Origin of the sequence: Parvimonas pharyngis (assembly GCF_046569675.1) — a bacterium.
Taxonomy (GTDB): domain Bacteria; phylum Bacillota; class Clostridia; order Tissierellales; family Peptoniphilaceae; genus Parvimonas.
The window spans coordinates 289,412-302,926 of sequence record NZ_JBKICJ010000001.1; the positions used below are offsets into that span (position 1 = coordinate 289,412).

The 13,515-nt window shown below is 25.7% G+C and carries 16 protein-coding genes; 4 read left to right on the plus strand and 12 right to left on the minus strand.

All coding sequences use genetic code 11. From position 1 onward, the window contains the following. Position 1: 1 nt before the first annotated feature. From cdd to rsmD, 7 genes are read right to left on the minus strand one after another with little or no spacing between them, the layout of a single operon-like run. The gene (cdd, locus tag ACLGL0_RS01360; protein ID WP_411013336.1) at positions 2 to 403 is read right to left on the minus strand and encodes a cytidine deaminase; all 402 of its coding nucleotides are present in this window, start codon (positions 401 to 403) and stop codon (positions 2 to 4) included. Beyond that, positions 404 to 775: a diacylglycerol kinase gene (locus ACLGL0_RS01365; protein ID WP_411013337.1), complete on the minus strand. Its 372-nt coding sequence runs from the start codon at positions 773 to 775 to the stop codon at positions 404 to 406. It lies immediately after the preceding gene. Beyond that, a complete protein-coding gene (gene ybeY, locus ACLGL0_RS01370) occupies positions 759 to 1,229 on the minus strand; it encodes an rRNA maturation RNase YbeY (RefSeq protein WP_411013338.1) in 471 nt (156 codons plus the stop codon). Before ybeY ends, ACLGL0_RS01365 begins: the two co-directional genes overlap by 17 nt. Beyond that, positions 1,229 to 2,197: a PhoH family protein gene (locus tag ACLGL0_RS01375; protein WP_411013339.1), complete on the minus strand. Its 969-nt coding sequence runs from the start codon at positions 2,195 to 2,197 to the stop codon at positions 1,229 to 1,231. Before ACLGL0_RS01375 ends, ybeY begins: the two co-directional genes overlap by 1 nt. An 11-nt stretch (positions 2,198 to 2,208) precedes the next feature. Next, positions 2,209 to 2,682: an ATPase gene (locus ACLGL0_RS01380; protein WP_411013340.1), complete on the minus strand. Its 474-nt coding sequence runs from the start codon at positions 2,680 to 2,682 to the stop codon at positions 2,209 to 2,211. 2 nt (positions 2,683 to 2,684) lie between these two features. Next, the gene (gene coaD / locus ACLGL0_RS01385) at positions 2,685 to 3,161 is read right to left on the minus strand and encodes a pantetheine-phosphate adenylyltransferase (RefSeq protein WP_411013341.1); all 477 of its coding nucleotides are present in this window, start codon (positions 3,159 to 3,161) and stop codon (positions 2,685 to 2,687) included. Beyond that, positions 3,133 to 3,705: a 16S rRNA (guanine(966)-N(2))-methyltransferase RsmD gene (gene rsmD / locus ACLGL0_RS01390; RefSeq protein WP_411013342.1), complete on the minus strand. Its 573-nt coding sequence runs from the start codon at positions 3,703 to 3,705 to the stop codon at positions 3,133 to 3,135. Before rsmD ends, coaD begins: the two co-directional genes overlap by 29 nt. Positions 3,706 to 3,962: 257 nt before the next feature. Here rsmD and mgtE (ACLGL0_RS01395) point away from each other — a divergent pair, with 257 nt between their 5' ends. Next, the gene (gene mgtE / locus ACLGL0_RS01395) at positions 3,963 to 5,357 is read left to right on the plus strand and encodes a magnesium transporter (RefSeq protein ID WP_411013343.1); all 1,395 of its coding nucleotides are present in this window, start codon (positions 3,963 to 3,965) and stop codon (positions 5,355 to 5,357) included. Next, the gene (gene mgtE / locus ACLGL0_RS01400) at positions 5,347 to 6,723 is read left to right on the plus strand and encodes a magnesium transporter (RefSeq protein WP_411013344.1); all 1,377 of its coding nucleotides are present in this window, start codon (positions 5,347 to 5,349) and stop codon (positions 6,721 to 6,723) included. The genes mgtE (ACLGL0_RS01395) and mgtE (ACLGL0_RS01400) overlap by 11 nt, the downstream gene beginning before the upstream one ends. Before the next feature lie 65 nt (positions 6,724 to 6,788). On the opposite strand, the gene ACLGL0_RS01405 is transcribed toward mgtE (ACLGL0_RS01400), so the two are convergent. After that, a complete protein-coding gene (locus tag ACLGL0_RS01405) occupies positions 6,789 to 7,427 on the minus strand; it encodes a helix-turn-helix domain-containing protein (RefSeq protein WP_314557634.1) in 639 nt (212 codons plus the stop codon). Between the two features lie 166 nt (positions 7,428 to 7,593). Between ACLGL0_RS01405 and ACLGL0_RS01410 the strand changes: the two genes are divergently transcribed. Together ACLGL0_RS01410 and ACLGL0_RS01415 are read left to right on the plus strand one after the other, a co-directional pair. Next, a complete protein-coding gene (locus tag ACLGL0_RS01410) occupies positions 7,594 to 7,725 on the plus strand; it encodes a hypothetical protein (RefSeq protein ID WP_269836885.1) in 132 nt (43 codons plus the stop codon). A 145-nt stretch (positions 7,726 to 7,870) separates the two neighbouring features. Next, positions 7,871 to 8,485: a Maf family protein gene (locus tag ACLGL0_RS01415; RefSeq protein WP_411013345.1), complete on the plus strand. Its 615-nt coding sequence runs from the start codon at positions 7,871 to 7,873 to the stop codon at positions 8,483 to 8,485. Between the two features lie 88 nt (positions 8,486 to 8,573). Here ACLGL0_RS01415 and truB read toward each other — a convergent pair whose 3' ends face one another. From truB to infB, 4 genes are read right to left on the minus strand one after another with little or no spacing between them, the layout of a single operon-like run. Continuing rightward, a complete protein-coding gene (truB, locus tag ACLGL0_RS01420) occupies positions 8,574 to 9,464 on the minus strand; it encodes a tRNA pseudouridine(55) synthase TruB (protein WP_411013346.1) in 891 nt (296 codons plus the stop codon). Then, complete coding sequence (locus tag ACLGL0_RS01425; RefSeq protein WP_411013347.1) at positions 9,454 to 10,443, minus strand: DHH family phosphoesterase; 990 nt, start codon at positions 10,441 to 10,443, stop codon at positions 9,454 to 9,456. The genes truB and ACLGL0_RS01425 overlap by 11 nt, the downstream gene beginning before the upstream one ends. Beyond that, complete coding sequence (gene rbfA, locus ACLGL0_RS01430) at positions 10,421 to 10,813, minus strand: 30S ribosome-binding factor RbfA (RefSeq protein WP_314557640.1); 393 nt, start codon at positions 10,811 to 10,813, stop codon at positions 10,421 to 10,423. The genes ACLGL0_RS01425 and rbfA overlap by 23 nt, the downstream gene beginning before the upstream one ends. Positions 10,814 to 10,821: 8 nt before the next feature. Next, positions 10,822 to 13,500, minus strand: a complete 2,679-nt coding sequence (infB, locus tag ACLGL0_RS01435) for a translation initiation factor IF-2 (protein ID WP_411013348.1) — start codon at positions 13,498 to 13,500, stop codon at positions 10,822 to 10,824. Between the last annotated feature and the right edge of the window lie 15 nt (positions 13,501 to 13,515).

A 13,515-nucleotide genomic window follows, 5' to 3' on the forward strand; every position in this document is an offset into this window, starting at 1 on the left:
ACTATAAATCCTCTGGTCCAAAACTATAAGGTAATAATTCTAAAAAATTAATTATCTTATATTCATTTTCACTTTTTACTAGTATAATTTCACAGTCTTCTGTACAAAATTCTCTAATAACTTGCCTACAAACTCCGCAAGGATATGTGAAAGAATTTTTCTTTCCAACAACTGCAATTTTTTTGATTTTCATTTCTCCATCAAAAATAGCTTTAAATATAGCCACTCTTTCTGCACACACTGTTGGAGTATATGATGCATTCTCTATATTACAACCACCATAAATTTTTCCGGATTCTGTAAGCACAGCAGCTCCAACATTAAATTGTGAATATGGAGTATATGCTCTATTTTGACTATTTAAAGCACAATCTATCAAATCTTTATAAACATTTAAATTCATTTAATCACCAATAAAAACTATTATTTTAGGAATAAAAATTAGTATCCCAACAATTATTGCAATAAAAGCTGATACTAGAACTGCTCCTGCTGCCATATCTTTTATCAATTTTACACTTAAATTATAATCTTTACATAAAAAATCCATAATATTTTCAATGATAGTATTAATAATTTCTAGTACCAAAACAATAGCTATCATAATAAATATTATAGATAATTCAATAAAAGATATTTTTAGAATTAAAGATAATGCTATAGCTAGCAAAGAAAAAAATAAATGAACTCTAAAATTTCTCTCTGCATTAATAACATGTATTATTCCTTTAAACGCACAAGTTAAGCTCTGTATAAATTTAGAATTCTTTTTCATTTTTAAAAATTCCCATTATTTTCATAGTTTCTTTTTCCTTATTTCTCATAATCATTTTATCTGATTCATCAATATGATCATATCCTAATAAATGAAACACCGAATGACAAACTAAATATAAAATTTCTCTTTCGATACTGTGTCCAAAATCTTTTGCTTGTTCGATTGATCTTTCTGTAGAAATTATAATATCACCTAACATATACGGCATATTTTCTTCATAAAATTCAAAATCCATTGGAAATGATAAAACATCTGTCTCTTTATCTATACCTCTAAATTCTGAGTTTATATGTTTGATTTCTTCACTTGTTACAAAAGAAACTGAAACTTCAATATTATTCCTAAATTTATTCTCAACTTTTAATGCTGTTTCTATACATTCTATTATTTTTTTTTTAAGAATATCAGATATTATAAAATAATCTTGCCTATTATCAAATAAAACATTCATTATTTATTCTCCACTATATTATCTTCATATCTAGTATATGCTTCTATTATTTTCATGACAATACTGTGTCTTACAACATCTGAACTATCAAAATAATTAAAATTAATCCCTTTAATATTATTTAAAATTTTACTTACTGAAACAAGTCCGGAATTTTTTCTTCTACCTAAATCAATTTGAGTAATATCTCCAGTGATTACCGCTTTAGATTCAAAACCAATTCTTGTCAAAAACATCTTCATTTGCTCATTTGTAGCATTTTGGGCTTCATCAAGAATTATAAATGCATCATCTAAAGTTCTCCCTCTCATATAGGCCAAAGGTGCAACCTCAATAATACCTTTTTCTTTAAGCTTAAGAAAATTATCATATCCTAATATGCTATATAATGAATCATACAGCGGTCTTAAATAAGGGTCTATTTTTTCTTGCAAATCTCCTGGTAAAAAACCTAAATTTTCACCTGCTTCAACTGCGGGTCTTGTTAAAATAATTTTAGATACTGAATTATTTTTTAAAGCTTTAGCAGCCATCGCTATAGCCAAAAAAGTTTTTCCGGTACCAGCTGGTCCTATACCAAAAGTTATTATATTTTCTTCAATTGCTGAAATATACTTTTTTTGCCCTAATGTTTTTGGCTTAATAGGTTTAAGTTTTGAATTTAAACATATAACATAATCGAGCCAATCATTTAATATTTCTTTGTTTTCAGATTTTACTTTTTCTATAATATAAGATACTTTTTGCCTATCTAAATCTTCGGAAGGATTATCTTTAACAAGAAATTCGATTGTTTTTTTACATAACAATACCATTTTTTCATCCCCACTAATAGATAAACCTTCTTCATTATTTTTTATTGATACATCAAATTTTTTAGAAATATAATTTATATTAGAATCTAGATGTCCAAATAGATTTCTAGTATCATCAATATCTAAAATTAAATTTTCAGTAACTCTATTCATCTGTTCTCCAATTATTTTCTTAACTCGCTTCTGTTATTATCTAAAACAGTAATTAAATCTCTTAATTTTTCTTGAGTTTTAGCTAAAACATCATCAACATAAGTATTAGTTTGCATTTTTATAGTTTTTGCATTTTGTTCTGCTTTTAATAATATTTCATTTGCTTTACTTTCGGCAGCAACAACTACATCATTTTCATTTATCATTTTTTCATATCTTGCTTCTGCATCAGATTTAATTTGGGACGCTTCTTTATTTGCTTGTTCTAAAATTTGATTAGCATCTTTAGTTGCATCATTTAAAATTCTATCTTTTTCTTCATGAATCCATTCAGCTTGTTTAATTTCTTCAGGAATACTTTCTCTCATTTCTTTTAATATGAAAAATAATGCTTCAGAATCTACCATTACTTTCTTAGAAAACGGTAAACTTGAGCTTTCTTCCACTAAATCTTCAATACGATCAATTAATTCTAAAATTTCCATAACTATTTCCTCCTAAATTTTTCACTTAATATATCTAAAACAATTTTATCTACGTATCTAGCTATACTACCTCCATTAAAATAAATATCTTTAACTACTGTAGAGCTTATATGTTCATCTGAACTATCAGAAAAGAATAAAACTGTTTCTACACCACAAAGTTCTTTATTTACTTTAGCATTAATCTTTTCAGATTCAAAGTCTAAAGTATTTCTAACTCCTCTAACAATAATATTAACATCATTATTTTCAATATACTCACTTAACAATCCTGAATATAATTCAACACTAACATTATTATAATCTTTAAATATATTTGAAATAATATCTTTTCTTTCTTCTAGTGTAAAAAGTGATTTTTTATTTATATTATTTAAAATTAAAATATTAACAGATTCAAAAATTCTTAAAGCCTTTAAAATAATTCTTTTATGTCCATTTGTTAAAGGATCAAAACTTCCAGGAAAAACTATTTTCATTATTATCTTTCCTTTCTAAAAATAAGACTCTAATTTTAGAGTATTTTTTTTCTTTTATAATACTAAAGTTTTTTATAGAAATATCTTTATCTGTTTCTATAATTATGATTCCGTCAGTATTCAAAATATTCTTATTATAAATAAATTCTAATGTTTCTTCTATATATTCAAACTTATATGGAGGGTCTAAAAAAATATAATCAAATTTTAAATTATTATTATAAAAATAATTTAAACAATTCATAAAATCCATATTAATAATAATAGAATTATCATTAAATTCACAATTTTGAAGATTTTTCTTTGTAATATTTACACTTTGTTCTGAAATGTCACAAAAATAAACCGTTTTAGCTCCTCTACTTAAAAATTCAATTCCAATAGCACCGCTTCCGCAAAATAAATCTAAAACTAGTGAATTCTCATCAATATCAAATAATATATTAAAAATAGACTCTTTAATCTTATCCGTAGTTGGTCTTATATTATTATCTAATGGAGATAATAACTTTAATCCTCTTTTTTTCCCAGATATAACTCTCATTTTTTAACCCTAATTTTATAAATTTTTAAAAATAGTATACATAAAACAAAAAAATATCATTTACATAAATATATACTTATTGAATTATATCATAAAAATATTAATTTTTCAACATTTAATTATTAAATTTTACATGTTTTTTCTAATTTATTTTTTTGTTATTTATTTATTTTTTTACAAAATATGTATATTATTAAATCTAAAATATGTTATAATATAAAATAATAGAATTTTATTATAGAAAAAGGAGGATATATATGAATTTAAAAGAGAATTCTTTGGAAAAAAGCAAAATAATAGCTAATGAGCTAAAAAATTCTTTAGAAGAAAAAAATATTTTTCATTTAAGAGATTTAATTTACAATACAAATGAAGTTACTCTTGCAAATATTTTTGAAGAATATTTTGATATTAAAGAAATTTTATTTATGTTCAAAGTTATAAAAAAAGAAAAATCTTCAGAGATTTTTGCTTATCTTCCTCAAAATATGAAGCAACAAGTAATAAACGGTTTGCAAGATCATGAAATCAAAGTAATGCTTGATTATATGTTTACTGATGATATTAGTGAATTTTTAGAAGAATTACCTGCTAACATTGTTAAAAGAGTTTTAAATTCTGCTTCTAATCAAAGAAGAAGCGAAATTAATATGATATTAAATTTTAAAGAAAATAGTGCTGGTTCTGTAATGAGTACAGATTACGTAGAACTTGATCCTGAAATCACAGCTGACGAAGCTTTAAAAATGATAAAAGATAAAGAAAGACTGGCCGAAACAATCTCCTACTGCTATATAACCAACGATCAACATATTCTTCTAGGATTTGTTTCAATGAGGAGTATATTATTAGCTTCCTCAAATACATTGATTTCTGATATAATGGAAACTGACGTAATTTCTGTAGAGTGTGATGAAGATCAAGAGCAAGTAGCTAAAATATTTTCGAAATATGACTTATTAGTTTTACCTGTTGTAAATGATCAACATAGACTTATTGGAATTATAACAATTGATGATGTTTATGATATTATTCAAGATGAAGTTACAGAGGACTTACAAAAAATGAGTGGTATCACTCCTATTGAAGGTTCCTATGTGAATATGCCAATATTAGAAATGGTAAAAAGTAGAATTACATGGTTACTAATACTTATGATTTCTGCTACAGTTTCTGGTCTTATTTTATCTAAAAATAGTGATTTAACTTTAAAATTTCCGTCGTTAGTAATTTTTATACCTATGTTAATGGATACTGCTGGTAATGCTGGTAGTCAATCAAGTTCAATGGTAGTAAGAGGAATTGCCATTGATAATTTAAATATTTCTGATTTTAAGTATGTAATTAAAACAGAATTTCTAATTTCTTTAATATTAGGTGCAATATTATTTACTGTAAATATTCTTAGAATTTTATTATTTATGCCAAATATTTCACTTTCAATTGCAATCTTAATATCTGTTACTATTTATATAATTGTAACAATTGCTAATTTAATTGGTGGAATTTTACCATTATTAGCTAGTACTCTTAAACAAGATCCTGCATCAATGAGTGGACCAATATTGACAACCGTATGTGATGCAATTTCTCTTACAATATATTTTGCATTAGCATCTATGTTTTTAGGAGGTGTAATATATGGAATATAATTTTTTAGAATATAGTAAAGAGCAATTATCTTCCCTACTTCCTGAACTCATAAAACAAAAAAAAGTTCTATTAATTAGAGAAATTTTTGATGAATATAATATTGTTGACTTAAGTGAAATATTTAGTGAATTAGAACTTGATGAAGCAATGTTTGTTTTCAAAATTTTACCAAAAGATATTTCAGCTGATTTATTTACTTATTTAGATTCAGAACATCAAGAAAGGTTAATTTCAGCATTATCATCTATTGAACTTCAAAGCATGTTAGATAATATGTTTAGTGATGATATTGTAGATTTCTTAGAAGAAATGCCAGCAAATGTAATTAAGTACATTCTAGAAAATGTACCAGCTGACCATAGAAAAGAAATTAATACATTATTAAGTTATGGAGAAAATACAGCTGGATCAGTAATGAGTACTGACTTTGTAGAGCTTAGAGAAGAGGATACTGTTGAAGAGGCTATTGTTAAAATAAAAAAACAAGCATCTATAGCAGAAACAATTAATGTTTGTTTTGTAATAAATAAAAGAAGAGTATTAGTCGGTATTGTAAACTTAAGAGATATAATAATAGCAAAAAATGATAAATTAATATCCGAAATAATGGATAAGAATATTCATTATGTTTATACAAATACAGATCAAGAAGAGGTTGCTAGTTTACTAAGCAAATACGATTTAACTACAATATGTGTTCTCAATGATCAACACTGCTTAATAGGAATTGTAACAGCAGATGATGTTTTAGATATTTTGACAGAAGAAGCAACAGAGGATATTCATAAAATGAGTGGTATTAGTCCTACAGATGGATCATACTTAAAAACAAGTATAAAAGAAATGGTTAAGTCAAGAATATCTTGGCTATTAATTCTTATGATTTCTGCTACTTTTACAGGATATATATTACAATTTTTTGAAGATAAACTTAGTGCAGTAACGGTGCTCTCAGCATCAATACCAATAATAATGTCAACTTCAGGAAATGCAGGCACCCAGAGTTCAACTATGGTAATTAGAGGTATTGCTATTGATGATTTAAATATAAAAGATATTTTTATAGTTTTTAGAAAAGAGTTATTTGTTGGTTTACTTTGTGGTGCAATTTTATTTGTAACAAATTTTATAAGACTATATATATTTGGGTCAAAAAATACTACATTTTCAATTAGTTTTGTTGTTAGCCTCACAATAACCATATCTCTTATTTCAGCAAATATAGCAGGAGGTATTCTCCCGTTAATTGCTAAAAAGTTAAAAATGGATCCTGCTAGTGCTGCGGCTCCATTAATTACAACAATTGTAGATGCTACTAGTTTAATAATTTATTTTATGCTAGCTATAGCTATCTTGAAAATCTAGATATTATTTTATATTATAAATAAAAAAGTGTAGATAAAAATCTACACTTTTTTTATATAAAATAATTATAAATTTACACAGTACATAACAACTTTACCTAATATACTAAATTCATCATCTTTAGAAAATTTAAAATCTGTAAAGGAGTGATAAGTAGAAGCTGGCCTAAAAATAATATCTTCACCATCTCTAAAAAATAATTTTAAACTATACTCACCATTATTAGAAAACACAACAATGTCTTCATCTTCTAAATTATATATTGGATAGTTCATTTTAACAGCAATATAGCTCCCATTAGGAATTATTTTATTCATACTTTCTCCATTAACATGCATTATTAAAATATCATCATCATTTGCATATGGCCCCATTACAGAATCACTAATCTCTATTTTCTCTAAATCTACTTCATAGTTCGGACCATCTGGAGTTCCTGCTGAAACACCATATGGTAAGTAATTATATACTGAAGCTTTTGTTGAATTTGGATTATTAGAATAATGCTCCCAACCTAAAATTTCAATTGGACTTGTATTATATATTTCTGCTAATTTAACAAGTCTATCAATCGGAATATTAGTAATTATATCGTTCTCATATTTAAATAAATTTTGCTTACTAGTTCCTATTAATTCACCAGCATCTTGTAATGTAAGATTAGCTTTTTGCCTAAGTTCTTTTAATCTATCCCCTGTAGTCATATTATCACCCCTATTATTCTATATTAATTATACACTAAAATAACTTAAAAAGCAATTTATTTTAAAATTTTTTTATTTTTTTTAAAAAAGTCGCTTGACAAGTTATTTTTTTAAGTGTATAATATAAGTAACTTATAAAGTGATTTGTTGATTGGAGGAAATTACAATGCAAAAAAGAAAAACTAGAAATTCAGATATTAATACTTTAGAAATGTTTAAATTACTACTTACATTTACAACTTTTACTTTATCATGTTTTTTTATGATAATGTATGGGGTAACTGGTAAGTTGATTTAATGAAAAATAAATTATTATGAAATAATTTTATTTATAATAACATGTTGAGCAATCCTGGATTTTAGAAGCGTCTTAATTATTTTATATATTGAGATGCTTCTTTATTTTTGATATAATTTATATAATAAAAATTAAGGAGACTTTTATGAAAGATTACGATATTATACTTGCAAGTAATTCTAAGCAAAGAAAAGATTTATTAAAATATATTTTTAATGAATTTAAAATAATTCCAGCAAAAATTGATGAAAGAAAGTTAGAAAAAGATTTTTTAGAATCTAATTTTAATGATAATATATCAAGATTTAGTGAATTATGTGAAAAATTATCTTATGAAAAATGTAAATATATAAGTAAAAATTATAATAATTCGCTTATTATTTCTGCTGATACTATCGTTTTTGATAATAATGTTATATTTGGAAAGCCAAATAATATTTTAGAAGCAAGAAGTATGTTAGAATATTTATCTGGTAAAGAGCATATAGTTCAAACATCTGTTACAATATTTTTTAAAAATATTTATCATACATTTTCAGTAAAAAGTTATGTAACTTTTTACGATTTAGATTCATTACAAAAAAGAACAATAGAAAGCTATATAAAAACAGATTCACCATATGATAAAGCTGGAGGTTACGGAATACAAGATAATGGTAATTTTTTAATTAAGAGTACTAAAGGTGATTTTTATAATATAGTAGGCTTACCCATTTCAAAATTGAATAGAAAAATAATAGAAGTAACAAGTTTAAATTAAAAAAAATCTAATGATAAAGTCATTAGATTTTTTTCATTAATATACCTCTCTATATTTTAGATATTTAATTTAATAATTATTCTAAATATTAAACATTATTTTTATAAAATATATTTAACATCTTTAAAATTTTCCTGTCTTGTTCAGGAACTAATTCACCAATTCCAATAAAAACATTATCACAATATATTTTGAATGTGCCACATTTGTCTATATAAAATGATTTTCTTAATCCATTAGAGATATGCTTAAAATATTTTTTTTCAAAATTAATTTTGTCATATTTTAATACATCTTCTATCTTTAGTAAAGATTCTTTTAATTGCCTGTTATCAAGTCTTTTAAGTCTTTCAATTGAAATCGAATTTTCAATTTTAAAAATTCCATATTTATTCCTACATAAAGAACTCATATACGAATAATTATTTGTATCAAATCCTATATCATTAAATAAACTTCTTATATATGTTCCTTTAGAACAGCTAACTTCAAATCTTATCTTATTATCATAGAAATTTAGGATTAAAAGCGAATAGATATCAACCTCTCTTTTTTCTCTTTCAATTTCAATTCCATTTCTAGCTAACTCATATAATCTTTTTCCATCTTTCTTTAAAGCCGAAAACATTGGAGGTGTTTGCATTATTTTTTTATTATCATAATTTTGTATAACATCAAAAAAAATATTTTTATTAAAATTAATAACCTTTGAATCTATACTTTTCCCCCAAATATCTAAAGTATCTGTTTCTATGCCTAAAGTCATTTCTCCTATATAAGATTTTCCCATTGTTTGAATATAGTCTACAATTTTTGTAGCATTTCCAATAGCAATTGGTAAAACCCCTGTAGCATTAGGATCAAGAGTTCCAGCATGTCCAACTTTTTTTGTATTATATATTTTTCTAACGATATTTACTACATCTCTACTAGTAAATCCTTTTGGTTTATAAACATTCAATATTCCATTAAAACTCATCTGGATACTCACTTCTTAGTTTCTCTAAAAATAAATTAACAACTGTTTTATAATCACCCTCTATAACGCAACCTGCAGATCTTGTGTGTCCTCCACCATTGAAATAAGAACAAACTTTTGAAACATCAACAAATTCTTTACTTCTTATACTACCTTTAAAAATATTATCGTTAATTTCTTTAAATAGAATAGATACTTCAAATCCATTTATGTCTCTATAATAATTTACTATATCATCTACCATTTCCATAGTTAAATTAGTACCTTCAAAATCAGATTTAAACATACCAATTACAGCTACTTTATTATTAAAATATAAGTCAGCTCTAGCTATTAATTTATTCTTTAACATTTCAACTTCAAAACAGTTATTTTGATATAGTTTTTTATAAATATAGTCTTTATTCGCTCCTAAATCATAAAGATTAGCACATGCTCTTAAAGTAGAAGATGTGGAGGATTCGTATAAAAATCTATACGTATCAGTATTAATCCCTATTAACAGTGCATTTGCAACATCTTTTGAAATATTAAAATTAAATTCTTTAAATAAATTATATATTATTTCACAAGTTGAACTCATGTTAGGAAATACATAATTTAAATCTCCAAAAAAATTATTAGTCTTATGATGATCTATATTAATTATTTTTTTAGCTCTTTTTCTAAAAAGTTCACCAATATCTCCAGGTCTATCTATTTCTCCACAGTCAACATATATTAACAAATCTAAATCCTGTTCTGAAACTTCTTTTATATTTACAAGAGTATCTAAAAATAGTATATTACTTGGAAATTCATCAACTTTTATTCCAAATATTGATTTATCTAAATTTTCCCTTATACCAAGAATTATAGAAATTGTAGATCCAATATTGTCTCCATCAGGATTTTTATGTGAGATTACTCCAATTTTACTTGAAGATTTTATCAATCCTAATATTTCTTCAGGACTATTATTCATCTTCATTATTACCATATATTTCTCTCTTTTCTCTATCTTCTTTTGATACTTTTATTATTAACTCGTTCATTAATGCTGCTTTTTCAAAAGATTCATCAAGTTTAAAAACTAATTTAGGAGTATGTCTTAAATCTAAGGTTTCTGAAATTCTTTTTTTCATAAAACCTGTAGCACTTTCTAGTCCTTTTATAGTTTTATCTTTAGTTTTTTCATCTCCAAAAATACCAATGCTAACGTAACAAATTCCTAAATCATTTGTTACGCTAACTTTGGTAATATTTGTAATAGATGGATCTATTCTATTATCTTTAATACCGTTGTAAATAGCATCTGATAAAACTCTATTAATTTCAGATTCAATTCTTCCAAGTCTTTTTATATTCATAAAAACCTCTATCTTTCAACTTCCTTATCAATATAAGCTTCAATTATATCAGTTTCTTTTAAATCATTATAATTAGAAATTCCCAATCCACCTTCATATCCAGTTAAAAGTTCTTTAGCATCATCTTTAAATCTCTTCAACGAACTTATTTCTCCTTCATGAAGAATAATTCCATCTCTAAGAAGTCTTACTTTTGCATTTCTAGTTATCTTTCCATTTAAAACGTATACTCCAGCGACAGTACCAATTCCTGGAACTTTAAAAGTAGCTCTAACTTCAGCTCTACCAATTACTTCTTCAACAAAAGTAGGAGCTAACATTCCTTTTACTGCTAATTTAATATCTTCTATTGCATCATATATAACTCTATATGTTCTTACATCTACATTTTCATGTCTTGATAAATCTATGGCTCCTTGTGAAGGTCTAACATTAAATCCAATAATAATAGCATTACTTGCTGCTGCAAGCATTACATCAGATTCATTTATACCACCAACAGCTCCATGTATTATATTAACTTTTACTTCTTCATTACTTAGTTTTTCTAACGAATTTTTAACAGCATCAACTGTTCCTCTAACATCTGTCTTAATAATAATTTTTATTTCTTTTAAATTTCCATCTTGTATCTTATCAAACAAATCATCTAATGATACTTTATTTCCAGAAGCTATCATATTTTCTTTTTGAACATTAATGATCCTTTGAGCATAACCTCTTGCTGTTTTTTCATCTTTAACAGCATAAATAAAACTTCCTGCTTCAGGTACTTCTGATAACCCTAAAATAACAGCTGGTGTTGATGGAGTTGCTTTTTTAATTTTCTTTCCTTTATCATCAAACATCGCTCTTATTCTACCAGTAGAAGTCCCTGAAATTACCATATCACCAGAATTAAGAGTACCTTTTTGAACTAAAATTGTAGCAACCGGACCTCTTCCTTTATCAAGCTGAGCTTCAATTACTGTACCTATAGCCATTCTGTTTGGGTTTGCTTTTAATTCTTCAACTTCTGCAACCATAAGAACCATTTCTAGTAATTCATCAATTCCTTGTCCAGTTTTTGCAGATACTGGCATTGTTATTACATCTCCACCCCAATCTTCAGGTAACAAACCGTTATCTGCTAATTCAGTTTTTACTCTTTCAGGATTTGCTCCATCTTTATCCATTTTATTTATAGCAACAATTATTGGAACTCCTGCCGCTTTTGAATGGTTTATTGCTTCTATAGTTTGAGGCATAACACCATCATCAGCAGCTACTACTAAAATAGAAATATCAGTTACTTTTGCACCTCTTGATCTCATAGCTGTAAAAGCTTCGTGACCTGGAGTATCTAAAAATACAATTTTGCTATTATTTACGTTTACTGTATATGCACCAATATGTTGTGTAATACCACCAGCTTCTTGAGTTGTAACTTTAGATTTTCTAATATAATCTAATAAAGATGTTTTTCCATGATCGACATGGCCCATTACTGTTACAACCGGTGGTCTTGTTACTAAATCTTCTTTTTTATCTTCGTAATCTAGAGAAAGAATTTCATTCTCTTCTGTTATTTCTGGAGTTTCTAAGACAGTTACTTTTCCAAATTCTTCTGCTATTAAACTTGCACAATCAAAATCAATTTCTTGATTTATTCCTGCCATTACACCAAGTGATATTAATTTTGAAATAACTTGTGAACTATTAACTCCTAATGCTTCAGAAAATTCCTTAACTGTTATACTTTCAGGGATTTTAATTTCTCCAGTATTTTCTACTTTATTTTCAAATTCTAAATCACTATCACTTTTAGTTTTATGATTAGCTTTATTCTTCTTTTTTGCTGGTTTTAAAATAATATTTGGATTTCTATCTTCTCTCTTCTTATGTTCGTTTATAGACTTATTTTTTTTGTTCTTTTCTTGACCTTGTAAATGAGTTTTTCTTGCATCTCTTTTTTCAATAGCAGGATCAACAACTTCTACCACATCATCTAAAAATTCTCTTTTTCTATCATCAAATTTCTTTCCAAAATCTTTTTTATCTTTATTATAAGGTCTATTGTCTTTGTTGAAGCCTTCTTTCTTATCTTTATTATAAGGTCTATTGTCTTTGTTGAAGCCTTCTTTTTTATCTTTATTATATGGTCTATTGTCTTTGTTGAAGCCTTCTTTCTTATCTTTATTATATGGTCTATTGTCTTTGTTGAAGCCTTCTTTCTTATCTTTATTATATGGTCTATTGTCTTTGTTGAAGCCTTCCTTCTTATCTTTATTATATGGTCTATTGTCTTTGTTGAAGCCTTCCTTCTTATCTTTATTATATGATCTATTGTCTTTGTTGAAGCCTTCTTTCTTATCTTTATTGTATGGCCTATTATCTTTGTTATAACCTTCTTTTTTATCTTTGTTATAGCTTTCTTCTAAATTTTTATTATCTTTATTAAAATTTTCTTTTCTATCCTTATTAAAACTATTTTTTTTATCTTCAGTTTTAACTTCCTTTTTTTCTTCCTTTTTTGATTTTTCAGATTCAAGTTTTCTAAAATGTCCTATTACTACTTCTAAATCTTTACCTTCAAGAATTGACATATGACTTTTAACATCAACTCCTAAACCAGTAATTATATTAATTAATTCCTTGCTTTGTAAATTTAAACCTTTTGCAAGTTCATGTACTCTAACTTTACTCATACTAGCACCCCTTTG